The 25,136-nt window shown below is 62.1% G+C and carries 19 protein-coding genes; 10 read left to right on the forward strand and 9 right to left on the reverse strand.

Going from position 1 to position 25,136, the window contains the following annotated elements; translation table 11 throughout:
• Nucleotides 1-22: 22 nt before the first annotated feature.
• From HU730_RS14915 to HU730_RS14940, 6 genes are all read left to right on the forward strand, one after another.
• Nucleotides 23-1,750: an autotransporter assembly complex family protein gene (locus HU730_RS14915; protein WP_186527180.1), complete on the forward strand. Its 1,728-nt coding sequence runs from the start codon at nt 23-25 to the stop codon at nt 1,748-1,750.
• Nucleotides 1,750-5,436 (forward strand): translocation/assembly module TamB domain-containing protein, encoded by a 3,687-nt coding sequence (locus tag HU730_RS14920; RefSeq protein ID WP_186527179.1) that lies wholly within the window; start codon nt 1,750-1,752, stop codon nt 5,434-5,436. Before HU730_RS14915 ends, HU730_RS14920 begins: the two co-directional genes overlap by 1 nt.
• Nucleotides 5,437-5,712: 276 nt before the next feature.
• Nucleotides 5,713-6,186 (forward strand): MarR family transcriptional regulator, encoded by a 474-nt coding sequence (locus HU730_RS14925; RefSeq protein WP_014718945.1) that lies wholly within the window; start codon nt 5,713-5,715, stop codon nt 6,184-6,186.
• The gene (locus HU730_RS14930) at nt 6,183-7,634 is read left to right on the forward strand and encodes an efflux transporter outer membrane subunit (protein WP_186527178.1); all 1,452 of its coding nucleotides are present in this window, start codon (nt 6,183-6,185) and stop codon (nt 7,632-7,634) included. Before HU730_RS14925 ends, HU730_RS14930 begins: the two co-directional genes overlap by 4 nt.
• A 15-nt stretch (nt 7,635-7,649) precedes the next feature.
• The gene (locus HU730_RS14935; RefSeq protein WP_186527177.1) at nt 7,650-8,849 is read left to right on the forward strand and encodes an HlyD family efflux transporter periplasmic adaptor subunit; all 1,200 of its coding nucleotides are present in this window, start codon (nt 7,650-7,652) and stop codon (nt 8,847-8,849) included.
• Complete coding sequence (locus HU730_RS14940) at nt 8,849-10,378, forward strand: DHA2 family efflux MFS transporter permease subunit (protein WP_020302329.1); 1,530 nt, start codon at nt 8,849-8,851, stop codon at nt 10,376-10,378. The genes HU730_RS14935 and HU730_RS14940 overlap by 1 nt, the downstream gene beginning before the upstream one ends.
• A gap of 659 nt (nt 10,379-11,037) precedes the next feature.
• On the opposite strand, the gene lpxH is transcribed toward HU730_RS14940, so the two are convergent.
• Both lpxH and HU730_RS14950 read right to left on the reverse strand, forming a co-directional pair.
• A complete protein-coding gene (lpxH, locus tag HU730_RS14945) occupies nt 11,038-11,787 on the reverse strand; it encodes a UDP-2,3-diacylglucosamine diphosphatase (protein WP_014718941.1) in 750 nt (249 codons plus the stop codon).
• Nucleotides 11,784-12,287, reverse strand: coding sequence for a peptidylprolyl isomerase (locus HU730_RS14950; protein WP_003174772.1), 504 nt, complete (start codon nt 12,285-12,287; stop codon nt 11,784-11,786). The genes lpxH and HU730_RS14950 overlap by 4 nt, the downstream gene beginning before the upstream one ends.
• Before the next feature lie 237 nt (nt 12,288-12,524).
• Here HU730_RS14950 and HU730_RS14955 point away from each other — a divergent pair, with 237 nt between their 5' ends.
• Both HU730_RS14955 and cysS read left to right on the forward strand, forming a co-directional pair.
• Nucleotides 12,525-14,225: a glutamine--tRNA ligase/YqeY domain fusion protein gene (locus HU730_RS14955; protein WP_003192174.1), complete on the forward strand. Its 1,701-nt coding sequence runs from the start codon at nt 12,525-12,527 to the stop codon at nt 14,223-14,225.
• Between the two features lie 15 nt (nt 14,226-14,240).
• Nucleotides 14,241-15,623: a cysteine--tRNA ligase gene (gene cysS, locus HU730_RS14960; protein ID WP_032902823.1), complete on the forward strand. Its 1,383-nt coding sequence runs from the start codon at nt 14,241-14,243 to the stop codon at nt 15,621-15,623.
• A 200-nt stretch (nt 15,624-15,823) separates the two neighbouring features.
• Here cysS and HU730_RS14965 read toward each other — a convergent pair whose 3' ends face one another.
• The 7 genes from HU730_RS14965 to HU730_RS14995 all read right to left on the reverse strand — a co-directional run bounded on the left by HU730_RS14965 (nt 15,824) and on the right by HU730_RS14995 (nt 22,965).
• On the reverse strand, nt 15,824-16,162 hold the full coding sequence (locus tag HU730_RS14965) for a Na+/H+ antiporter subunit G (protein WP_034127905.1): 339 nt from the start codon (nt 16,160-16,162) through the stop codon (nt 15,824-15,826).
• Nucleotides 16,159-16,437: a K+/H+ antiporter subunit F gene (locus HU730_RS14970; RefSeq protein WP_003192168.1), complete on the reverse strand. Its 279-nt coding sequence runs from the start codon at nt 16,435-16,437 to the stop codon at nt 16,159-16,161. The genes HU730_RS14965 and HU730_RS14970 overlap by 4 nt, the downstream gene beginning before the upstream one ends.
• Entirely contained in the window at nt 16,434-16,922 is a 489-nt protein-coding gene (locus tag HU730_RS14975) for a Na+/H+ antiporter subunit E (RefSeq protein ID WP_014718934.1), read from the reverse strand. The genes HU730_RS14970 and HU730_RS14975 overlap by 4 nt, the downstream gene beginning before the upstream one ends.
• Entirely contained in the window at nt 16,919-18,601 is a 1,683-nt protein-coding gene (locus HU730_RS14980) for a monovalent cation/H+ antiporter subunit D (protein ID WP_186527176.1), read from the reverse strand. Before HU730_RS14980 ends, HU730_RS14975 begins: the two co-directional genes overlap by 4 nt.
• Nucleotides 18,598-18,942, reverse strand: a complete 345-nt coding sequence (locus HU730_RS14985; protein WP_003192163.1) for a Na+/H+ antiporter subunit C — start codon at nt 18,940-18,942, stop codon at nt 18,598-18,600. The genes HU730_RS14980 and HU730_RS14985 overlap by 4 nt, the downstream gene beginning before the upstream one ends.
• Nucleotides 18,942-21,863, reverse strand: a complete 2,922-nt coding sequence (locus tag HU730_RS14990; protein ID WP_014718932.1) for a monovalent cation/H+ antiporter subunit A — start codon at nt 21,861-21,863, stop codon at nt 18,942-18,944. Before HU730_RS14990 ends, HU730_RS14985 begins: the two co-directional genes overlap by 1 nt.
• 172 nt (nt 21,864-22,035) lie before the next feature.
• The gene (locus tag HU730_RS14995) at nt 22,036-22,965 is read right to left on the reverse strand and encodes a DMT family transporter (RefSeq protein WP_034127902.1); all 930 of its coding nucleotides are present in this window, start codon (nt 22,963-22,965) and stop codon (nt 22,036-22,038) included.
• A gap of 92 nt (nt 22,966-23,057) precedes the next feature.
• On the opposite strand from HU730_RS14995, the gene HU730_RS15000 reads away from it, so the two are divergent.
• Nucleotides 23,058-23,621: an XRE family transcriptional regulator gene (locus HU730_RS15000; RefSeq protein ID WP_054897287.1), complete on the forward strand. Its 564-nt coding sequence runs from the start codon at nt 23,058-23,060 to the stop codon at nt 23,619-23,621.
• 22 nt (nt 23,622-23,643) lie between these two features.
• Nucleotides 23,644-25,038 (forward strand): FAD/NAD(P)-binding protein, encoded by a 1,395-nt coding sequence (locus HU730_RS15005; protein WP_186527175.1) that lies wholly within the window; start codon nt 23,644-23,646, stop codon nt 25,036-25,038.
• The last annotated feature ends 98 nt before the right edge of the window (nt 25,039-25,136 follow it).

Below are 25,136 nucleotides of genomic sequence, written 5' to 3' on the forward strand. Positions count from 1 at the left end.
CGCTCGTGTAGCATCCGCGCCTATGAAGTTTCCAGGAAGATTTACCAGCGGCTTGATTCTGCTGTTCACGAGCTGCGGCGCATTGGCGCAAAGCGAACTGGACGTGCGGATCAAACCCTCGAACGACGCGCTGAAAGCCAACATCGAAGGCTACATCGGCGGTGTGGGCGATCGTGATGAAGAAGCCTTGCTGCGGTTCAGCCGTGGCGCCGAGGAGCAGGCGCGCAAAGCCGCGCAGGCCCTGGGCTACTATCAGCCACAGATCAACAGCGATGTGAAGGGCGGCAAGAACCCGCGCCTGACGCTCACCATCGACCCCGGCGAACCGGTGCACTTGCGCGACGTCACCATAAGGGTCGACGGCCAGGCCGCGAGTCTCAAGACCTTTCGCGTGCCCGCCAGCGACGACCTCAAGCCCGGCGCCGTGCTCAATCACGGCTATTACGAAGACGCCAAGCGCCTGATCCAGAACCAGGCCTCGCGCTACGGGTTTTTCAGCGGGCGTTTCACCAGCCAGAAACTTGCCGTAGACCCTCAAGCGGGCGTGGCCGACATCGAACTCATTTACGACAGCGGCCCACGCTACAGCATGGGCAAGGTCAGCTTCACCGGCGACACGCCCTTTGATGAAGAGCTGTTGCAGCGCATGGTGCCGTTCAAGCCCGGCACACCCTATGACTCCGAACTGGTCGCCGAACTCAACCAGAACCTGCAAGCCAGTGGCTTCTTCGAAGGCGTGCGCGTCGACGCCAGCCCCACCGCCGCCACCGATGACGTGATCCCGGTGGCGGTGCAACTGGACACCCGCAAGCCGCGCACCATGGGCCTGGGCCTGGGTTATTCCACTGACGTCGGCCCACGGGGCAAAGCCAACTGGACGCGCCATTGGGTCAACCCACAGGGCCACAGTTATGGCTGGGAAGCTGAACTGTCGGCGCCACGGCAGAACGTCGGGTTGTGGTACGACATCCCGCTCGACCCGCCGCTCACTGACAAATTGCGCTTTGCTGGCGGCTACCAGAATGAAGAGATCGCTAACACTGACACCCTGAGCAAGCTGCTCACCATCGGCCCCGAATGGCACAGCAAGTTGCCCAGTGGCTGGACGCGGGTGATCTCCCTCAAGTACCAGCGCGAAGAATATCGCCTGGGCAATGACTCGGGCCTGAGTAACCTGCTGATGCCTGGCGTGAGTTATTCCTACTTGCGCAGTGACAACCGCATCGACCCGCACCATGGCTACCGCCTGATGTTCGACACCAAGGTCGCCAAAGAGGGCCTTGGGTCCGACACCAACCTGCTTTACGGCACAGCGACGGTCAAGGGCTTGACCACCTTGTGGGACAACCACCGCTTCCTGGGCCGTGCGCAATTTGGCGGCAGTGCCACCAATGGCTACAAATCCGTGCCTCCTTCCTTGCGCTTCTTCGCCGGTGGTGACCAGAGCGTGCGCGGCTACGAGTACCAGACGCTATCGCCCGAGAACGATCGCGGCGACCGCATCGGTGGCCGCTACATGGTGGCCTTGAGCGCTGAGTATCAATATTCCATCACCGATAAATGGCGTATCGCGACCTTTGTCGATCAGGGCAACTCCTTCAACAACCTGGACTTGCCCAGCCTGAAAACCGGCGTGGGTGTCGGCGTGCGCTGGGTGTCGCCGGTGGGGCCGATTCGCCTCGACCTGGCCCATGCCCTCGAAGATCCGGGCGGCGTTCGCTTGCACTTTTCCATGGGGCCTGAGCTGTGATGCGTGGTTTGAAAATAGCGGGGCTGGCGTTGGTTGCCATCCTCGTCTTGCTGTTGTTGGCGCTGTGGTCAGTGCTTGGCACCCAGGCGGGCAGTCGCTGGGCCTTGGGCCAGGTGCCAGGTTTGAGCGTGGAAAATTTCCAGGGGCGCCTGGGCGGGCAGTGGAGTGCCGATCATTTGCTGTGGCAGCAGGATGGCAGCCGCGTCGAGCTGAATGCACCGACGTTTGACTGGTCACCCGGCTGCCTGCTGCGCATGACCCTGTGCATCAACCGACTGGATGTGGAACAGGTCAGCCTGGAATTCGCCCCCAGTGCCGAAGAGAGCGACAGCGGGCCGATTCAACTGCCCGACCTGAAGCTGCCGGTTTCTCTCCAGTTGGGCGATGTTCGCATTGGCAGGCTGCTGTTCAACGGCAATGAAGAACTCAAGGGCCTGCAACTGGTGGCGCACTGGACTACCGCCGGCCTGCAGATCGACTCGGTGCATCTGCAGCGCGACGATCTGGTACTGGACCTCGCCGGTCTGCTGCAACCCAGCGGCGATTGGCCGTTGAATGCCACCGGTAACCTGAGCTTGCCCTATGCGCCGGGCGGCGCGCCCTGGAGCGTTGCTCTCAAGCTCGACGGCGACTTGCTCAAGACCCTCAAGCTCGACGCCGACAGCAGCGGCTATCTGCCGGCCAAGCTCACTGGTGAGCTGCAACCCCTGGTGGAAAACCTGCCGGCGCAGGTGCACATCACCTCCGAGTCGTTCAAACCCAGCGCAGACCTGCCCGATACCCTGCAACTCAACCAACTGGACTTGAACGCTAAAGGCGACCTGAGCAATGGCTACCAGTTGCTAGGCAAGGCCGTGCTACCGGCCGAAAACGGCCCGGTGGATTTACTGCTCAAGGGCAAGGTTGACGCCAAGGGTGCACAGATTGCCGGCCTGGACCTGACGGCCGGCGACAAGCAAAGCCTCAAGCTCAGTGCCAACCTGGACTGGCAACAAGGCTTCAGCGCGGACGCCAAGATCGACTGGCTGGACTTCCCCTGGCATCGCCTCTATCCGGTCATCGACGAACCGCAAGTGGCCTTGCGCACCTTCAACGGTGAAATCTCCTATAAAGACGGCAACTACCTGGGCAATCTCAAGGCTGACCTCGACGGCCCGGCGGGCAAGTTCAATGTGGTCACCCCCTTCAGTGGCGACCTCAAGCAGGTCTTCCTGCCTGAGCTGAAACTGAGTGCCGGCCAAGGCAAGGCCGAAGGCCACCTGAACCTGCAATTTGCCGACGGCATTGCCTGGGACACCGCCCTGGATCTGTCGGCGCTGAACCCGGCCTACTGGGTCGCAGAGTTGCCCGGCACTCTGGCCGGGCCGCTGCGCAGCAAAGGTGAGTTCAAAAATGAACAGCTCAAGCTCAACGCCGACCTCGACCTCAAGGGTCGCCTGCGCGGGCAAACCGCCGTGCTCGCGGCCAAGGCCGAAGGCGCCGGCGAGCAATGGACCCTCGCCAACCTGGACATCCGCCTGGGCGACAACCGCATCAACGGCAGCGGCAGCCTGCAACAGCGTCTGGCCGGGCAGATCGACATCAAGCTGGCGCGCCTGGCCCAGCTCTGGCCGCAACTGCGTGGGCAAGTCAACGGGCGTGTCGAGGTGGCCGGCACCTTGAAAGCTCCTCAAGGCAAGCTCGACCTCAAGGGTCAGCAACTGGCCTTTGCCGACAACCGTCTGCAAAGCCTCAACCTGGACGCCAACCTCGATAGCGCCCAGCGCGCCAAGCTCGACCTCAAGGCCAACGGCATTCAAAGCGGCGAGACGCAAGTCGGCAACCTCACCGCCAGCGCCCAGGGCGATATCAAGAACCAGAAAGTCCAGCTGGCGCTGACAGGCCCGCTGGTCAAACTGGCCCTGGCATTGGACGGCAACCTCGACAAAGACAACTGGCGCGGGCGCCTGGCCAGTGGCGACGTGCAAGCCGGTGGCCAAGACTGGCGGCTGCAAGCCCCGGCGAAGATCGAACGCCTGGCCGATGGCAAGCTGACCTTTGGCGCGCACTGCTGGATCTCCGGCGGCGCCAGCCTGTGTGGTGAAGACCAGCGCCTGATGCCCGAGCCGAAGTTGCGTTACCACCTCAAGCAATTCCCCCTCGACAGCCTCGCGGGGTTCTTGCCCAAAGACTTCGCCTGGCAGGGCAGGCTCAACGCCGATGTGCAACTCGACTTGCCCCAGAGCGGCCCAAAAGGTGTGGTTGCGGTGGACGCCAGTGGTGGCACCCTGCGCGTGCGCGACAAGGGCCAGTGGCTGGATTTCCCCTACGACACCCTGAAGCTGGAAACCACCCTCAATCCCAAGCGCATCGACACTCAGCTCAACTTTCATGGCGGCAAGCTCGGCGAGTTGCTGTTGCAGGCGCAGATCAACCCGCTGCCAAACAACAAGCCAATCACCGGCAACTTCAGCCTTACTGGCCTGGACCTCGCCGTGGCGCGGCCCTTTGTGCCAATGGTTGAAAAACTCACCGGCAAGCTCAACGGCAGTGGCCGCATCTCCGGCGGGTTGCTCACGCCGCAGGTCAACGGCAACCTGAACCTGGTGGACGGTGAAGTCTCCGGGCCGGAGTTGCCCATCAGCCTCGAGGGCCTGAACCTGCAGGCGCAGATCGCCGGTGAAAGCGTGCAGCTCAACGGTGGCTGGCGCAGCGGCAAGGCCGGGCACGGCAGCCTCACGGGGCAGATCGACTGGGGCCGTGCCCTGGTGGTCGACCTCAGCCTCAAAGGCTCGCAACTGCCGGTCACCGTGGAGCCCTACGCCAAGCTGGAAGTGGCCCCCGACCTGAAGATCAGCCTCAAGGACGACAAACTGGCGATTGCCGGTAAAGTCCACATCCCCCGTGGCGACATCACCGTGCGCGAACTGCCACCTTCGACGGTCAAGGTGTCCGACGACACCGTGATCATCGGCAGCCAGACCGAAGAGGGCAAAGCGCCGATGGCCATGGCCATGGATATCGACGTGGAAGTGGGTGAGGACCAGCTCAACTTCGCCGGCTTCGGCCTCACCGCCAAGGTTCAGGGCCATGTGCATATCGGCGACAACATGGACACCCGTGGTGAGCTGTGGCTCAACGACGGCCGCTACCGCGCCTACGGCCAGCGCCTCAACGTGCGCCGTGCACGGCTGTTGTTTGCCGGGCCGCTGGACCAGCCGTTCCTGGATATCGAAGCTGTGCGCGTGGTGGTCGAGTCGTCGCGCACCGTGACCGCTGGGATTCGCCTGAGCGGCAGCGCCGAACAACCCACCACGCAGATCTTTTCCGAGCCGGCCATGGCCCAGGAAGATGCGTTGTCATACCTGGTGCTGGGCCGTTCGCGCACCAACACTGGCGAAGACAACAACATGCTCGCCGAAGCCGCCCTGGGCCTGGGCTTGATGGGCAGCGCTGGCGTGACTTCGGATATTGCCAATAAGCTGGGGATTCAGGATTTTGATCTGGACACCCAGGGTACGGGTAACAGCACCGCCGTGGTGGCCAGCGGCAAGATCAACGAGAAGCTCAGCTTGCGTTATGGGGTAGGGGTGTTCGAGCCGGCTAACACCATTGCCTTGCGCTACCTGCTGAGCAAGAAGGTGTACTTGGAAGTGGCCACGGGCGTAGCGAGTTCCCTGGATATCTTCTACAAGCGCGATTTCTAAACCTTGCCCGATCAAAAAATGTAGGAGCGAGCTTGCTCGCGAAAAACGTCAACGATAACGCGTGCATCCTGAATGCACGCGGTGCCCGTGAGTTTTTTCGCGAGCAAGCTCGCTCCTACAAAAAGCCTTAACTGGACTCTCGCTGATTTGATTGCTGTCCAAGGCTCTAAGTTACTCAACTACCAAGCAACCTAATTATTCCATTTGACATTCGCTGCCTAAGCAGTAACATCTCGTCACACATTCACTGCCTAGGCAGTAATAAGGTGACTTTCGATGCCTCACTTCACCCCTGACAACTTCCACAACTGCCACCTCGGGCTGTTGCTGGGCCGCGCCGCGATCCTCAAGGACCGCATCATCGACACCCATATGGAACCCCACGGCATCACCGCCGCGCAGTTCAAGGTGTTGATCATCATGGCCCAGTTCGGCGTCGATACCCCGGCGGAGCTGTGCCGCAACCTATCCCTGGATAGCGGTTCGATGACGCGCATGCTCGACCGTCTGGAGCAAAAAGACTTGCTCAGCCGCAAGCGCTCCGAGCTGGATCGCCGCCAGGTGCAGTTGGTGCTGACCGCCGAGGGCCAGCGCCTGGCGGACATGCTGCCGCACATTGGCGCCAAGGCCCTTAACCAGTTGGCCGGCGTGCTTGAGCCGGGCGAGCTGGAAACCCTGGAGCGGATCCTGAAGAAAATGCTGATCGCTGCGGGTGACCCCATCACGATCCAGCGGGTAGGTAGATCATGAACACACGCGCATTCAGCCTGGTGCTGGCGGCGATGACGTTGGCCGGTTGTGCCAACTACAGCGGCCTCGACACCCAGGGCCAGCGCCTCGACGCCAATACCCTGCACACCGGCAAATCCCTGAGCGGCGTGACGCTGTCGAGCGCCGCCTGGCCGGCCGCTGACTGGTGGAAAAGCTTGGGCGACCCACAGCTTGACGGCCTGATCCAGGAGGCCCTGCAAAACAGCCCCGACATGCAAGTGGCCGATGCCCGCGCCCATCAGGCCGAAGCCGCCGCCTATGCCGCCAACGCCGCCCGTATGCCGACGGTGGATGCCAGCGCCGGCGTGAGCCGTTCGCGCCTGGCCAAGGACCAGGACCCACGCGGGCAGGGCGATGCCTATTCGACGGTGCGCAACATCGGCGCCAGCTTCAATTACAACTTCGACCTGTGGGGCGGCCAGCGCGCCGCCTGGGAAGCGGCGTTGGGCGAGGCCCGTGCTGCCGAAGTCGACCAGCAGGCCGCGCGCCTGACACTGGCCGCGAACGTGGCCAAGGCCTACAGCGACCTGGGCCAGGCGCATATCGTGCGTGACCTGGCCGTCGATGACCTCAAGCGTACCCGCCAGATGCTCGACCTGAGCAAGCGCCGCCTGAGTTCCGGTATCGACAGCGAGTACCAGTTCCAGCAGACCGAGAGCCTGGAAGCCAGCTCTCAGTCGCAACTGATTGACGCGGAAAAACAACTGCAAAGCGCCAAGATCGCGTTGGCTGTGTTGCTCGGCAAAGGCCCGGACCGCGGTGACGAGTTGGCGCGCCCAGCGGTGCTCAAACCCAGCGCCGTGGCCGTGCCGGCGGTGTTGCCTGCCGAGTTGCTTGGCCGTCGCCCGGACCTGGTCGCCGCACGTTGGCGCGTAGAGGCCGCGAGCAAGAACATCGCTGCCAGCAAGACCCGCTTCTACCCCAACCTCAACCTGAGCGCGAGCGCAGGTGCCGAGTCGTTGCTGGGCGATGCGATGTTCGGTTCGGCCAGCCGCTTCTTCAACATTGCGCCGACGATTTCGCTGCCGATCTTTGACGGCGGCCGTCTGCGTGCTGATCTCGATGCCCGCGACGCCGACTACGACCTGGCCGTGGCCCAGTACAACAAAACCCTGGTGCAAGCCTTGGGCGATATCGGCAACAGCCTGTCCCAACTGCGCGACACCGGGCGGCAGATCCAGGCCCAGCAACATGCCGCCGACATCGCGCAGCAGTCCTACGACACCGGGGTGCAACGCTACAGCTCAGGCATCGGTAACTACCTGGATGTGCTCAGCATCGAGCAGCAATTGCTGCAGGCCCAGCGTCAGCTGGCCACCCTGAATGCGGCGCAGATCGACCTGTCGATTCAATTGATGCAGGCCCTGGGTGGCGGGTACCACGCCAACAGCGTGGCCGCGACCACCCCAGCTACACGCACGGAATAATTTGAGGTATTTGTCATGGCCACTGCCGACAGCAACAACGCAACCGAACAACCCAAAGACACCAACCCCCGCAAACGCAAAGTGATGCTGATCGGCCTGGCGCTCATCGTCATCCTGAGTATGGTGGGCGTGTGGGCCTGGTATGAGTTCTACGGGCGCTTCAATGAAAGCACCGACGACGCCTATGTGAACGGCAACGTGGTGGAAATCACCCCGCTGGTCACCGGCACCGTGGTCAGCATTGGCGCCGACGATGGCGACCTGGTCCATGAAGGCCAGGTGCTGATCAACTTCGACCCCAACGACGCCGCCGTCGGCCTGCAGAGTGCCCAGGCCAACCTGGCCCGCACCGTGCGCCAAGTACGCGGCCTGTACAGCAACGTCGATGGCATGAAAGCCCAGGTCAATGCGCAGAAGGCCGATGTACAGACGGCCCAGGACAACTACAACCGCCGCAAGACCCTGGCCCAGGGCGGCGCGATTTCCCAGGAAGAATTGTCTCACGCTCGCGACAGCCTGACCGCCGCCAAGAACGCCTTGACCAACCTTGAGCAACAACTGAAAACCACCAATGCCCTGGTGGATGACACGGTGATTTCGTCCCATCCCGATGTGCAAGCGGCCGCCGCGCAACTGCGCCAAGCGTACCTGACCAATGCCCGCAGCACCTTGATCGCGCCGGTCACCGGCTATGTGGCCAAGCGCACCGTGCAACTGGGCCAGCGCGTCCAGCCGGGCACGGCGCTGATGGCGGTGATCCCGCTGGACCAGCTGTGGATCGACGCCAACTTCAAGGAAACCCAACTGCGGGATATGCGCATCGGCCAGCCGGTGGATATCGAGTCGGACATCTACGGCAGCGACGTCAAGTACAGCGGCACCGTCGACAGCCTTGGCGCCGGCACGGGCAGCGCGTTCGCCTTGCTGCCCGCGCAGAACGCCACCGGCAACTGGATCAAGATCGTGCAGCGGGTACCGGTGCGCATCCATATCAACGCCGAAGAGCTGGCCAAACACCCGCTGCGAGTGGGCTTGAGCACCGTGGTCAACGTAGACCTGCACGACCAGAGCGGCCCGGTGCTGGCGCAACAGGCGCCGCAAAAAGCCTCGTTCACCACCAACGTGTATGACCGCCAATTGGCCGAGGCCGATGCCATGATCAACCAGTTGATCCATGACAACAGCGTCGCCGCTCCCAAGGCTGCGCAACGCTGATGAGCAATAACGCCTCGTTCACGCCACCCAGCCTGTTGATGGCCACTATTGGCCTGTCGCTGGCGACCTTCATGCAGGTGCTCGACACCACCATCGCCAACGTGGCGTTGCCGACTATCTCCGGCAACCTGGGGGTGAGTTCGGAGCAGGGCACCTGGGTGATCACTTCGTTTGCGGTGAGCAACGCCATCGCCTTGCCGCTCACCGGTTGGTTGAGCCGGCGCTTTGGCGAGGTGAAGCTGTTCTTGTGGGCGACCCTGCTGTTCGTGCTGGCGTCGTTCCTGTGCGGTATCTCTACCTCGATGCCTGAGCTGATCGGCTTTCGGGTGCTGCAAGGCTTGGTCGCCGGGCCGTTGTACCCGATGACCCAGACCTTGTTGATTGCAGTCTACCCGCCGGCCAAGCGCGGCATGGCCCTGGCGTTATTGGCGATGGTCACGGTGGTGGCGCCGATTGCCGGGCCCATCCTCGGTGGCTGGATCACCGACAGCTACAGTTGGCCGTGGATCTTTTTCATCAACGTGCCCATCGGTATCTTCGCGGTGATGGTGGTTCGCTCGCAGTTGAAGAAACGCCCGGTGGTCACCAGTTACCAGCCGATGGACTACGTTGGGCTGCTGAGCCTGATCGTCGGTGTGGGAGCCTTGCAGATCATCCTCGACAAGGGCAATGACCTGGACTGGTTCGAGTCCAACTTCATCATCATCGGTGCGGCCATTTCGGTGATTGCCCTGGCGGTGTTCGTGATCTGGGAGATGACCGACAAGCACCCGGTGGTCAATCTGCGGCTGTTCGCACACCGTAACTTCAGGATCGGTACCATTGTGCTGATCCTCGGTTATGCGGGCTTTTTCGGCATCAACCTGATCCTGCCGCAGTGGCTGCAAACCCAGATGGGCTACACCGCCACCTGGGCCGGGCTGGCAGTGGCGCCCATCGGCATTTTGCCGGTGCTGATGTCGCCGTTCGTGGGCAAGTACGCGCACAAGTTCGACCTGCGCCTGCTGGCGGGCCTGGCGTTCCTGGCGATTGGCTTGAGCTGCTTCATGCGCGCCGGTTTCACCAACGAAGTGGACTTCACCCATATCGCCATGGTGCAGCTGTTCATGGGCATCGGCGTGGCGCTGTTCTTCATGCCGACCTTGAGCATCCTGATGTCCGACCTGCCGCCGCACCAGATTGCCGACGGCGCGGGGCTTGCGACCTTCCTGCGCACCTTGGGCGGCAGCTTTGCGGCTTCGCTGACAACCTGGATCTGGATCCGCCGGGCCGACCAGCACCATGCCTACATGAGCGAGAACATGACCGTCTACGACTCGACCACCCGCGATGCGTTGCAGGCGCTGGGCGGGGCAGGGCAGAAGGCCTATACCCAACTGGACCAGATTCTCACCAGCCAGGCGTACATGATGTCCACCGTGGATTACTTCACGTTGCTGGGGTGGATGTTCATGGGCTTGATGTTGCTGGTGTGGCTGGCCAAGCCACCGTTCACGGCGAAGGCCGGGCCTGCGGCTTCGGGGCACTGATTGTAAGGTCAGCGCGGTCCCTGTGGGAGCTGGCTTGCCTGCGATGCAGACACCTCGGTGTATCAGATGCACCGAGGTGATGCTATCGCAGCATAGGTATCTACATAACGCTGTAACGGTGGACGGTAACCACGATGCGAAGCGAGTCGCTCTTGATCTTGATCTGCTTTTGATCTTGATCTCAGGCGCCCCGTTAAACCACGCTGGCCGAACGCAGGCTTGAATTCGTGGGTAACCCGGCAGGACGCCGGGTTAGCCGTCCTGGGCCAAGGATGACCCATGACGGCGACCCACGGATTCAAGCCTGTGTTCGGGCACACCGAGCCTAAGCGAGGTGCCAAGTGGTGGGGCAAGAGCGCTTTGGTTACTTTCGCGCTTTTTCGAAAGTGACCCGCCGTCAGGGCGGAACCCTAAGTAGCCGTTACCGCAGGAATGGATATGTACACAATCCAGCAGTGTTGGCTGTCAGGCCGCTATCGCAGGCAAGCCAGCTCCCACATTTGGATCGCGTGCGTCAGCTAGATCAGCGTCGGTTGTCAGTCCGTCACGGGAGCAAGCTCCCTCGCCACAGGGTCAGCGCCGTACCGAAGTTGTGTAGACACCTATGGCTATCGCAGGCAAGCCAGCTCCCACAGGTTGAACGGTGTTGTGTCAGAGGTTCAGGCGCCAGGCAACGCCAACTGCGGGTTGACGAAGTCAAACGCCGCCAGCTGAAACCCTTGCTCATCCACCTGCAGCGCCCACCCTTGCTTGTCCCAGTCCCCCAGCACAATGCGCTTGGCCGCCTGGTCGCCGATCTGCAACTTATGGATGGCGGGGCGGTGGGTATGGCCGTGGACCAGGGTGCGCACGCCGAACTGCTGCATCACCCGTGGCACTTCTTCAGGGGTGACATCGACAATGTCGTTGGCCTTCATGCGCACTTGAGCGCTGCTCTCACTGCGCAACTTGCGCGCCAGTTTGTGACGCGTGCCCAAGGGCAGGTGGCGCAGGATAAACAGTACAACCGGGTTACGCAGGATGCGCCGCAGCTTCATATAGCCGAGGTCGCGGGTGCAGAGGCTGTCGCCGTGCATCAACAGCACGGGTTCGCCATACAACTGCACGACCGTCGGGTCCTTGAGCAAGGTAGCGCCTGCCGCTTTGCAGAACGCCTTGCCGATCAGGAAATCACGGTTGCCGTGCATGATGAAAATCGGGGTGCCGCTGTCGCTCAGCTCACGCAGAGCCGCGCAGATGGAACGCTGGAAGGGGGTCATGCCATCGTCGCCAATCCAGGCTTCGAAGAAGTCCCCCAGAATGTACAACGCCTGGGCGCCACGGGCGCGGCCGTGGAGCAGATCCAGAAACGCCCGGGTGATGTCCGGGCGCTCCTCTTCCAGATGCAAATCTGAAATCAGCAATATCACCCAACGATCTCGGCTTTCTCAACGATCACGTCTTCGGCTGGAACGTCCTGGTGACCGGCCTTGGAGGTGGTCGATACGCCTTTGATCTTGTCGACAACGTCAGTGCCTTCGGTGACTTTACCGAACACCGCGTAGCCCCAACCCTGCACGTTCTTGCCGCTGTGGTTCAGGAAGGCGTTGTCGGCGACGTTGATGAAGAACTGCGCGGAGGCCGAATGCGGCTCCATGGTACGGGCCATGGCGACGGTGTACTTGTCGTTGGAAAGGCCGTTGTCCGCTTCGTTCTGGATGCTTGGGCGCTTGTCTTTCTTTTCTTTCATGCCCGGCTCGAAACCGCCGCCCTGGATCATGAAGTTACCGATGACACGGTGGAAAACAGTGTTTTCGTAGTGGCCGGCTTTGACGTATTCGATGAAGTTGGCGACGGTGATCGGCGCTTTCTCGGCGTTCAGCTCGATAACGATGTCACCGTGGTTGGTGGTCAGTTTGACTTGAGTCATGTTCGCTACTCTTTTCAGGGAATTCGTGGGTGTGGGCGCCTGGGCACCTTACCTGTCTGGCTAAACGACGGCCAAGGCGCGCAGTTTAGCGTGCCCTGCGGGAATTTCGAGGTGGTTTTTTACCGCCCGGGCAATTAATTGGCCGCGCTCTGTATGTGTCTTGACTGCTTCGGCTATTATGAGCCCTTTGTTTTATCTGGCCCCACCTGGCCACGCACCTGTCTGTTCAAGGATCCTATGAGCAAGCCCACTGTCGACCCTACCTCGAATACCAAGGCCGGACCTGCCGTCCCGGTCAATTTCCTGCGCCCGATCATCCAGGCGGACCTGGATTCGGGCAAGCACACGCAGATCGTCACCCGTTTCCCACCTGAGCCCAACGGCTACCTGCACATCGGCCACGCCAAGTCGATCTGTGTGAACTTCGGCCTGGCCCAGGAGTTCGGTGGCGTCACGCACCTGCGTTTCGACGACACCAACCCGGCCAAGGAAGACCAGGAATACATCGACGCCATCGAAAGCGACATCAAGTGGCTGGGCTTCGAATGGTCCGGTGAAGTGCGCTATGCCTCCAAGTATTTCGACCAGTTGTTCGACTGGGCCGTCGAGTTGATCAAGGCCGGCAAGGCTTATGTGGACGACCTGACCCCGGAGCAGGCCAAGGAGTACCGTGGCACGCTGACCGAGCCGGGCAAGAACAGCCCGTTCCGCGACCGTTCGGTGGAAGAGAACCTGGACTGGTTCAACCGTATGCGCGCCGGCGAGTTCCCGGACGGCGCCCGCGTGCTGCGCGCCAAGATCGACATGGCCTCGCCGAACATGAACCTGCGCGACCCGATCATGTACCGCATCCGCCATGCCCATCACCACCAGACCGGTGACAAGTGGTGCATCTACCCCAACTACGACTTCACCCACGGTCAGTCGGACGCCATCGAAGGCATCACCCATTCCATCTGCACCCTGGAGTTCGAGAGCCATCGCCCGCTGTACGAGTGGTTCCTGGACAGCCTGCCGGTCCCGGCGCACCCACGTCAGTACGAGTTCAGCCGCCTGAACCTGAACTACACCATCACCAGCAAGCGCAAGCTCAAGCAACTGGTCGATGAAAAACACGTGCATGGCTGGGACGACCCGCGCATGTCCACGCTGTCGGGCTTCCGTCGCCGTGGCTACACCCCGGCGTCGATCCGCAACTTCTGCGATATGGTCGGCACCAACCGCTCCGACGGCGTGGTCGATTTCGGCATGCTGGAATTCAGCATCCGTCAGGACCTCGACGCCAACGCCCCGCGCGCCATGTGCGTGCTGCGCCCGTTGAAAGTCGTGATTACCAACTACCCGGAAGGCCAGGTCGAGAACCTCGAACTGCCGCGTCATCCGCAGAAAGAAGAGCTGGGCGTGCGCAAGTTGCCATTCGCCCGCGAGATCTACATCGACCGTGACGACTTCATGGAAGAGCCGCCAAAAGGCTACAAGCGCCTGGAGCCGAACGGCGAAGTGCGCCTGCGCGGCAGTTACGTGATCCGTGCGGACGAAGCGATCAAGGACGCCGACGGCAACATCGTCGAGCTGCGCTGCTCGTACGATCCGGACACCCTGGGCAAGAACCCTGAAGGCCGCAAGGTCAAGGGCGTGGTCCACTGGGTACCGGCCGCTGCCAGCATCGAGTGCGAAGTACGCCTGTACGATCGTCTGTTCCGCTCGCCAAACCCTGAGAAGGCTGAAGACAGCGCGAGTTTCCTCGACAACATCAACCCTGATTCCCTGCAAGTGCTCACAGGTTGTCGTGCCGAGCCATCGCTTGGCGACGCACAGCCGGAAGACCGTTTCCAGTTCGAGCGCGAAGGCTACTTCTGCGCGGATATCAAGGACTCGAAACCAGGCGCTCCGGTATTCAACCGTACCGTGACCTTGCGAGATTCGTGGGGCCAGTGATTTAAGGGAAACATCGTGCTAACGATCTACAACACGCTCAGCAAGACCAAAGAAGTCTTCAAGCCGCTGGACGGCAACAAGGTGCGCATGTACGTGTGCGGCATGACCGTGTACGACTACTGCCACATCGGCCACGGCCGCAGCATGGTTGCCTTCGACCTGGTCACCCGCTGGTTGCGTTTCAGCGGCTATGATTTGACGTACGTGCGCAACATCACCGACATCGACGACAAGATCATCAACCGTGCCAACGAAAACGGCGAGTCGTTCGACGCGCTGACCGAGCGCATGATCGCCGCCATGCACGAGGACGAGGCGCGCCTCAACATCCTCAAGCCGGACATGGAACCGCGTGCCACGGACCACATCCCGGGCATGCACGCGATGATCCAGACCTTGATCGACAAGGGCTACGCCTACGCCCCAGGCAACGGCGACGTGTACTACCGCGTCGCCAAGTTCATGGGCTACGGCAAGCTGTCGCGTAAAAAGATCGAAGACCTGCGCATCGGCGCGCGTATCGAAGTCGACGAAGCCAAGCAAGACCCGCTCGACTTCGTACTGTGGAAAGGTACAAAGCCGGGCGAGCCGAGCTGGGAGTCGCCCTGGGGCGCCGGGCGTCCGGGCTGGCACATCGAATGCTCGGTGATGTCCACCTGCTGCCTGGGCGAGACCTTCGACATTCATGGCGGCGGCAGCGACCTTGAGTTCCCGCACCACGAAAACGAAATCGCCCAGAGCGAAGCCGCCACCGGCAAGACTTACGCCAACGCCTGGATGCACTGCGGCATGATCCGCATCAATGGCGAGAAGATGTCCAAGTCCTTGAACAACTTCTTCACCATCCGCGACGTGCTGGAAAAGTACCACCCGGAAGTGGTGCGTTACCTGTTGGTGTCGAGCCACTACCGCAGCGCCATCAACTACTCGGAAGACAACCTCAAGGACGCCAAGGGCGCCCTGGAGCGTTTCTACCACGCGTTGAAAGGTTTGCCTGCGGTGGCGCCGGCAGGCGGCGAGGCCTTCGTGGCACGCTTCACCGAAGTGATGAACGACGACTTCGGTACCCCGGAAGCCTGCGCCGTGCTGTTCGAGATGGTGCGCGAGATCAACCGCTTGCGCGAGACCGATATCGACGCAGCGGCGGGCCTGGCGGCGCGTCTGAAAGAACTGGCCAGCGTGCTGGGCGTGTTGCAGATGGAGGCCGATGACTTCCTGCAAGCCGGCGCTGAAGGGCGTGTGGATGCCGCTGAGGTAGATGCACTGATCCAGGCGCGTCTGGCGGCTCGCACCAATAAAGACTGGGCGGAATCCGACCGTATCCGCGACCAACTGACCGCGATGGGTGTGGTGTTGGAAGACGGCAAGGGTGGGACGACGTGGCGGTTGGCTGACTGACCGTTGATAGCTGCACGCTGAATAAAAAAACGCCCCGACTGGTTCGGGGCATTTTTTTGCACTCTCGTTCCCACGCTCTGCGTGGGAATGCATACCGAGACGCTCCGCGTCGCCCGCTCGCCCGAGTGGGGCGGACGCGGAGCGTCCTGGGCGGCGTTACCACGCAGAGCGTGGGAACGATCTGCGCTCCTACAAAAACATCAGCGGCGGCTGCTGACTTCGGCGGGGACGTCATCACCGGCCATGCGTTTGCGGAACAGCGCGGTTCGCGCCAGCAGCAGTGTGGTGACTGGCACGGTGATCGCGAGCAAAATCGGAATCAACCAGCCATGCAACACCGGCCCGGACTTGAGCACCGAAAAGTAGATGATCGACGCCAACGCCACGCTCCACGCCCCCAACGTCGAGGCTAGTGCTGGCGGGTGCATGCGTTGGAAAAATTCTTTCATTCGCAGCAAGCCAATCGCGCCAATCAAGGCAAACAGGCCGCTGAGCAACAGCAACGCCGCCACGATAATTTCAACCCATAACGGCATCATTCAATCACCTCGCCACGCAGCAGGAATTTGGCCAGGGCGAACGAGCCGACGAAGCCGAACAGCGCGATCAATAGCGCCGCTTCAAAGTAAGTGTCGCTGGCATAGCGAATACCCAGGGTCAGCATCATCAGCATCGCCAGGATGTACAAGTAGTCCAGCGCCAGTACCCGGTCCTGGGCCGAGGGGCCTTTGAACAGCCGCACCAGGGTCAGCACCATGGCCAGGGAGAACAGGAACAGGCTGAACAGGATCGCATTGGCGAGCAGGGCGCTCATTCGAAGATCTCCATCAGGGGCCGTTCGTAGGCGTGCTTGAATTGCTGGATAAACGAGGCTTCGTCATCCAGGTCGAAAACGTGCAGCAGCAGGATGCTGCGGTCCAGGGCCAGCTCCGACCAGACGGTGCCGGGGGTCACGCTGGTGATCATCGCCAGCACAGCCAGACCGTTGGCGTCGCGCAGGTCCAGGGGGATCTTGATAAAGCGCGAGCGCGGTGGGCGGGAGCCGCAGGTGAGTACGCCCCATGCCACGTGCAGGTTGGAGATGATCACATCGAGGCCGACCCGGAAAAACAGGCGGATGATCACCCCAGGGCGGCGGATGCGGATCGGCAGCGGGCGCAGCGGCGCCATCATCAGCGGCGCAAGAAAGCCCAACAGTGCGCCCAGCAGCAGGTTGCCGGGGCTGATCGACAAGTTCAGCACCAGCCACAATACCCACAACGCCAACGACAGCCAGGGAGCCGGGAACAGACGCTTCATGGCTGCACCTCCAGGGCGGCGGCCTTGGCTTCAGGGCTAGGCACTGGCCGGGTCGCGAGCACTGCCATCACGTAGTGTTCCGGGTTGTTCAGGCTTTCGGCAGTGGCCTGGGTGTAGCGCATCAGCGCCTCGGCCTTGAAGGTCAGCGCGATGCTCAACCCCAGCAGCAGGAAGATCGGCACACACTCGTAGCGGCGCAGCAGCGGTGATGGGCGTTCTTCCGGGGTCCAGAAGCGCTGGATGCCGAGGCGGGCGAAAGCGATGAGCGAGGCCAGGCCAGAGAGAATCAGCAGCGCCACCAGGCCCCAGGCCGCCGGGCGGATGGACTCGTCCACGGCGTTGCCCAAGCCCAGTGGGTTGATCAGCGCGCTCAACAGGCTGAGCTTGCCGATAAACCCGGACAGCGGCGGCATGCCGATAATCAGCAGCGCGCAGGCGATAAAGCTCAGGCCCAGGAAGGCCATGGTCCAAGGGATGACCTGGCCGATCACTGCTTTTTGCTCATCGTCCAGGTTCACGCCCGGGCGCGGATGCAGCGATTCCATGGCTTTGGGCAGCGCATCAATCTCCTCATCCAGCGGCAGGTCGTTGGCCGAACGCGAACGCTCGATCAACTCCGCCAGCAAAAACAGCGCACTCAATGCCAGGGTGGAACTGACCAGATAGAACAGCGCCCCCGCGGTCAGGCTCGGCTGGGCAAACCCTACCGCTGACAGCAGGATCCCGGCCGACACCAGGATACTCAGGCTGGCCATGCGCTCCAGGCGCTGCGCCGCCACCATCGCCAGTGCCGCGCAAATGATGGTCGCCATGCCGCCATACACCAGCCAATCGCCGCCAAACAGTGCCGAAGCCCCGGCCTGGCCGGAGAACAGCAGGGTCCACAGGCGCAGCACGGTGTACACGCCGACCTTGGTCATGATCGCGAACATTGCCGCCACCGGCGCGCTGGCCGAGGAATAGGCGGGTGCCAGCCAGAAGTTCAGTGGCCACATGCCGGCCTTGGCCAGGAACGCCGTAGCCAGGATCGCTGCACCAGCATGCAACAGGCCGCGATCAGCCTCCGGCACCAGCGGGATCTTCAACGCCAGGTCGGCAAAGTTCAGCGTGCCGGTGACGCCGTAGATTATCGCCGCGCCAATCAGGAACAGCGACGACGCCAGCAGGTTGATCGCAATGTAATGCAGCCCCGACGACACCCGCGCACGGCCGGAACCGTGCAGCATCAGGCCGTAGGAGGCGGCCAGCAGCACTTCGAAGAACACGAACAGGTTGAACAGGTCGGCGGTGAGGAAGGCGCCATACAGCCCCATCAGTTGGATCTGGAACAGGGCATGGAAGCTGGTGCCCGCACGGTCCCAGCGGGCCATGGCGAACAGCAGCGCGCTGACGCCGATAACCCCGGTCAGCACCAGCATCATCGCCGACAGTTGGTCCACCACCAGGACGATGCCGAACGGCACCTGCCAGTTGCCCGGCAGATACACGCCAATGGAGCCGGGGCCGCCTTGTTGCGTCCAGTACAACAGCAGGACGGCAACGCCCAGGCCGACGATGCTGGAGCACAGATTGATCTGGGCTTTGAGTGGGCGGCGTTTCTCGCCCAGCATCAGCATCAGCCCGGCGGTGAGCAGCGGCAGCAGGATCGGCGCGACGATCAGTTGATTCATCCACGTCATTCCTTGGGCTCCCGGCCGTCTACATGGTCAGTGCCGGTGAGGCCCCGGGATGCCAGCAGCACCACCAGGAACAACGCGGTCATGGCGAAGCTGATCACGATGGCTGTGAGCACCAGGGCCTGGGGCAGTGGATCGGTGTAGTTGAGCAGGTCTTGGGGCACGCCGTCCTTGATGATCGGCTCCTTGCCGATAAACAGGCTGCCCATGCTGAAGATGAACAGGTTGACGCCGTAGGACAGCAGGCACAGACCCATGACCACCTGGAACGTCCGTGGCCGCAGGATCAACCAGACGCCGGAGGCCGCCAGGACCCCAATGGCTATTGCGATGACTTCTTCCATCAGGCGGCTCCTTCGGTTGCAGCAACCACTTTGGGCTGGTTGCTCGGTTTATGCGCGCGCACCGACTGGTGGCCGAGGGCGGTGAGCATCAACAGGGTCGAGCCCACGACCATGGCGTACACGCCGACGTCAAAGAACAGCGCACTGGCGATATGAATATCGCCCAGTAACGGCAGGCTGAAATGCCAGGTATGCGTAGTGAGGAACGGGTACCCGGCGAACAGCGCGCCCAGCCCGGTCAAGGTGGCCGACAGCAGGCCGAAGCCCATCCAGCGCATGGGCCGCAGGCTCATCTGCGCCTCGACCCACTGGGTGCCGGCGACCATGTATTGCAGGATAAACGCCACCGACATCACCAGCCCGGCGACGAAACCACCCCCTGGTTGGTTGTGGCCACGCATGAACAGATAAAACGACACCACCAGCGCAATCGGCAGCAGCAGGCGCACCAGCACCGCCGGCACCATCATAAAGCCCAGGGCGGTGTCGCTGGCCTGGCGCGGGTTTACCAGGTCGGTGGCCACGTCCGGTGCCAGTTGGCGCTGTTGGGGTGGCAACTCCATGCTTTCCTTGGACGGGCGGAAGCGGCGCAGCAAGGCGTACACGGTCAAGGCCACGGCGCCCAGTACGGTGATTTCGCCCAGGGTGTCGAAGCCACGGAAGTCCACCAGCATCACGTTCACCACATTGCTGCCGCCGCCTTCGGGCAGGGCACGGCTTAAGTAGAACGAGGAGATATCGTTGGGCGTCTGGCGGGTCAGCATCGCGTAGGACAACAGCGCCATGCCGCCGCCCACCACAGTGGAGAGCAGCAAGTCACGCAGGCGGCGGATACGCGCCTTGCGCAGCGAGCTGGGCAGGGGTGAGACCTCTTCGATCCGCCTTGGCAGCCAGCGCAGGCCGAGCAGGATCAGCACGGTGGTGACCACTTCCACCACCAATTGGGTGAGGGCCAGGTCCGGCGCCGAGAACCACACGAAGGTGACGCAGGTCATCAGGCCGCACACGCTGACCATGGTCAGGGCCGCCAGCCGGTGGTACTTGGCTTGCCAGGCGGCGCCGAGGGCGCAGGCAATCGCCAGCAACCACAGGGTGACGAAGACGATGGAACCCGGGATTTTCGGGCGGTCGCCCCAGCTGAGGCCACTGTTGATCATCGGGATCATCGCGCCGATCACTGCCAGCAGCACCAACAGGAACAACTGGGTTTGCAGGCGCTTGGTGCTGATGCGTTTCTCGATGCGGCGCACGCCGCGCATCATCACCACCAGGCAGCGCTCGAAACCGCGCTTGCCGTTGAAGTAGCCGATCAGCGGTGGGTATTCGAAGCGGCCACGCTTGAGTTGCTTGCGCAGCATCAGGTACAGCACCACGCCGCCGGTCATTGCCACCAAGCTCATGATCATCGGCGCGTTCCAGCCGTGCCAGATCGCCAGGCTATATTCCGGTAGCGTACCGCCCACCACTGGCAGGGCGGCAGCGGCGAGGATCGAGCCGACCACCTGGGCCGGGAAAATCCCCACCAGCAGACAGGTGAACACCAACAGCTCGACGGGTGCGCGCATCCAGCGCGGCGGCTCGTGGGGCGTGTGCGGCAAGTCGGTGGCGGGCGGGCCGAAGAACACGTCCACGGTAAAACGCAGGGCATAGGCCACGCTGAATGTACCGGCAATGGTCGCGATCACCGGCAGGGCGATTTCCACCCATTGGGTCGACGAGATAAACACGGTTTCGGCAAAGAACATCTCTTTGGACAGGAAGCCATTGAGCAACGGCACCCCGGCCATGGACGCGCTGGCGACCATCGCCAGGGTCGCGGTAAACGGGATCAGGCGCACCAGCCCACTGAGCTTGCGGATATCCCGCGTGCCGCTTTCGTGGTCGATGATGCCCGCCGCCATGAACAGCGAAGCCTTGAAGGTGGCGTGGTTGAGAATGTGGAATACCGCGGCAACTGCGGCCAGTGGGCTGTTGAGGCCCAGCAGCAGGGTGATCAGCCCGAGGTGGCTGATGGTGGAATAGGCCAGCAGGCCCTTGAGATCGTTTTGAAACATGGCGCAGTAAGCGCCGAGGAGGAGAGTGAGGGCGCCGGCACCGCCGACGATCCAGAACCATTCTTCGCTGCCGGACAGCGACGGCCACAGGCGGGCCAGCAGGAACACGCCGGCCTTCACCATCGTCGCCGAGTGCAGGTAAGCCGAAACCGGGGTGGGCGCCGCCATGGCATGGGGCAGCCAGAAATGGAAGGGGAACTGCGCGCTTTTGCTCAAGGCGCCGATCAGCACCAGGGCGAGCATGACCGGGTACAGCGAATGCGCGCGAATCTGATCGCCCGCCGCCAGCACCTGGTCCAGGTCATAGCTGCCGACGATATGCCCCAGCAGCATCACTCCCGCCAACAGGCACAGCCCACCTGCGCCAGTGACCATCAGCGCCATATACGCCCCGCGTCGCGCATCTGCACGGTGGTGCCAATAGCCGATCAACAGGAACGAGAACAGGCTGGTCAGTTCCCAGAAGAATACGATCTGGATCAGGTTGCCGGAGATCACCAAACCCAGCATGGCGCCCATGAACGCCAGGAAAAATGCAAAGAAACGCGGCACCGGGTCGTCCGGCGACATGTAGTAGCGCGCATACAGCGACACCAGCGTGCCGATGCCCAGCACCAGCATCGAGAACAGCCAGGCAAACCCATCCATGCGCAACACGAAGTTGAGCCCCAGGCTGGGCAACCACATGAATTCTTCGCGGATCACGCCACCGTGGGCGATCTGAGGGTAGAGCAGGGCGACTTGAATAGTACCGACCAGTGCCACAAGGCCGGCCAACAGCGATTCGGTGTTACGTGCGTTATGCGGCAGCAAGGCCGCCAGACAGCTGCCGATAAAAGGCAGAAGCAGTAGAACTATCAGGGACATAGGCTTCTAATCTGCGGGAGTTTGGGATGCATCATACGTGCCGCTTTCACGATCACCAAACGGCAAGATGTGGCAGGATCCTACAGGAACAGTAGAAAGCAGTTACAAGCGGCAAGCTACAAGAGAATAGCCGCGTTTGCTTCTTGCAGCTTTTCGCTTGCCGCTCTCAGTATCAACCTTGGTTTTCAGGCTCTACAGCGCTTTGAGTATCGACAGCTTTCGAGCTGCTTCTCTTCATCTCACTCACAATCACCGCCACCACAATCAACACCGCCCCGACCATTGCAATCGGCGGGAAGCGCTCCCCGGCAATTCGCCCGACCACGCCTGCCCACACCGGCTCGCCGGCATAGATCAAGGTCGCCCGGGTTGGCGACACACTCTGCTGTGCCCAGTTCATCGCCACTTGGATCACCGCACTGGTCAAGCCCAGGCCCACGGCACTGAACAGCAACAGCCAAGAAAAGCCCGGCAACGCCTCGCCCATGGGCACCACCATCATGAAGGACAGCACCGAAGCGGTGGCCAGTTGCACCACGGTCACCCGACGAATATCCACCTGGCCGGCAAATGCGCTGATCAAGATGATCTCGGCCGCTATGGCCACTGCACCGATCAAGGTGGCGATTTCACCCGCGCTGAAATTCAGCGAGGCCCCCGCCGGGCCGGTCAACAGCATCAACCCCGCAAACGCCAACATGATGCCGATGCTGGGCATCAAGCCGGGGCGACGGCCAAGCACCAGCCACTGCAACAGCGGTACGAACGGCACATACAAGGCGGTGATAAACGCCGATTGGCTGCTCAAGATGGTTTGCAGGCCAATGGTCTGCAAACCGTAGCCGAACATGATCGCCACCCCGATAAACACTCCGGCCTTCAATTCGAACAGGGTCAGGTCGCGCAGGGTGCGCAAGGAAAAGAACCCCACCACAATCGTCGCTGCCGCGAAGCGCAGCCCCACAAAAAACATCGGCCCGCTGACCGCCATGGCGTGCTGCACCAGCAAAAAGGTGCCGCCCCAGATCATGGTGATCACCACCAGGATGCATTCGGCTTTACTGAAACGGTTGAAACGCGAAGGGGAGTTCGGGGCGGTCATGGCGGCTCGGTCTTGCAAGGGGAAAGCACGGACCGCACAATGCGCCGCACGCTGGGCAGTATACTGCGCACACCCACCTATTGAGCAATATAGTGCACAAAGAAAATCCGCAACGGGCTTCGGTCCTGCAGCACGTCAGCCAGAACGTTCGTCGCCTGCGCCATGCCGCCGACTTGAGCCAGACCGCGCTCTCGGAAAAATCCGGTGTCAGCCGGCGCATGCTGGTGGCGATAGAAGCGGGAGAGAAGAACGTCAGCCTGTCGACCCTGGACCGTGTCGCCGAAGCGTTGGACGTGGCGTTCAGTGATCTGATTCAGGCGCCGGATGTGCGCGACCACAGCCGTATCAATGAGCTGGCCTGGGCGGGCGAGATTGTCGGCAGTAAGGCGGTGTTGCTGGCCAAGGCTACGGCACGGCGTGAGGTCGAATTATGGGAGTGGCGGCTGGAGCCCGGTGACCGTTATTGCCCGGACCCTGACTTGGAAGGGTGGAGCGAACAACTGTTTGTGTTCGAGGGCAGTCTGACGCTGGTGATAGGTGATCAGGAAAATCTCATCGAGGCTGGAGAGTTCTTTATGTTCGCCAGCCACCAGCCCCATGCTTATCGCAATGATGGGAATGCGGCGGTACGGTTTGTTCGAAATGTGGTGATTTGAGCAACAATAAGGGCGAACTGGCATGAGTGAATCCACCCGCGTTGCAGATGTACTGATCATCGGTGGTGGCCTGAGCGGCACGATGCTGGCCGTGCAACTGCTTCGCCTGCCGGGCACGCGGCGTATCCTGATAGTCGAACCCCGTGCTGAGTTGGGGCGCGGCGAAGCCTACAGCGCGGTCGAACTGGGCCATACGCTGAACGGCAATGCGGCGCGTATGAGCGTTGACCCGGACAATGCCGACGACCTGACCCAATGGCTCACCGACTACATCAGCGCCGGCGGATGGCCCGAGTCGAACCAACAGCATGTGCCTATCAGCGAGCTGTTCCCGCCACGGGGGCTTTTCGGCTTGTACGCGCAGCAGCGTCTGGCACAAGCCAAGGCGCTTTCTACATCGAGCGTCGAGCACATCCGCGCCGAAGGGGTAGACCTGCAAGTCGATGCCACCTCGGTGTTGTTGACCCTCGATACTGGCGAGCAACTGCGCGGCGCCTGTGCGGTATTGGCCACCGGCATGTTCCCGGCGGCGCGCACTCCGCAGACCGAGTCCACAGGATTGAATGCCGCCGCGTTGGACCCTTGGGATGTACCCGCGATGACCCGGCTCGACCCACAATCGACCGTGCTGATCATCGGCTCGGGCCTGACCATGGTCGATGCCGTGGTCTCCCTGGAGCAGGCCGGCCATCGCGGGCCTATCGAGGTTTTTTCGCGCCACGGCTTGTTGCCCCATGTACGCCGGCAACCGCCGAGCTGGGACGACTTCCTCGCCGCTGACCACAGCCTGAGCAGCCCCCGACAATTGCTGCGTGAGGTGCGACGCCAATGCCAGATCGCGTTGGGGCAAGGCACAGACTGGCAGGCGCCGCTGGACACGGTGCGCGGGCATATCGCGCGGTTGTGGAGCCAGGCCAGTGAGGCCCAGAAGCGCCAGTTCGTTCGGCATGTACGGCCTTGGTGGGAAAGCCATCACCACCGTTCGCCGCCCTTGAGTGCGCAGTTGGTAGCGCGGTTGCAGGGGCAAGGGCGGTTGCGGATTCAGGCGGCGTCGTTCAAGGGCTTGGTGCCTTCGCAGAAGGGGGTTGCCATTGCGGTGCGCTACCGTGGCGAGGATGTGATCACCCAGGTGTTGGGCGCTGCGCTGATCAATTCCAGCGGCATCGAATACGACTGGCGCCGGGTGGCCCGTCCTTTACCGCAGCAACTGCTCAAGCGCGGGTTGATCCAACCTGGGCCGCTGGCGCTGGGGATTGCGGCGGATTCAACGGGGGCGGTGCTGGATGCTCGCGGCGAGGTCAGCCAGCGACTGTTCGCCATGGGGCCGCCGTTGCGGGGCATGTGGTGGGAGAGTACGGCGGTGACCGATGTGGCGCTGCAGGCCAAGGCACTGGCCGCCAGGCTGACACAGCGCTGAATGTTGGAGCTGGTATTGATTGCCCCAATGCAAGCAACCGGTAATCTTGTGGCGAGGAAGCTTGCTCCCGCTGGAGTGCGAAGCGCTCCCAGGATCTT

This window comes from Pseudomonas sp. SWRI22 (genome assembly GCF_014268395.2).
In the GTDB taxonomy this organism is placed as follows: domain Bacteria; phylum Pseudomonadota; class Gammaproteobacteria; order Pseudomonadales; family Pseudomonadaceae; genus Aquipseudomonas; species Aquipseudomonas paracarnis.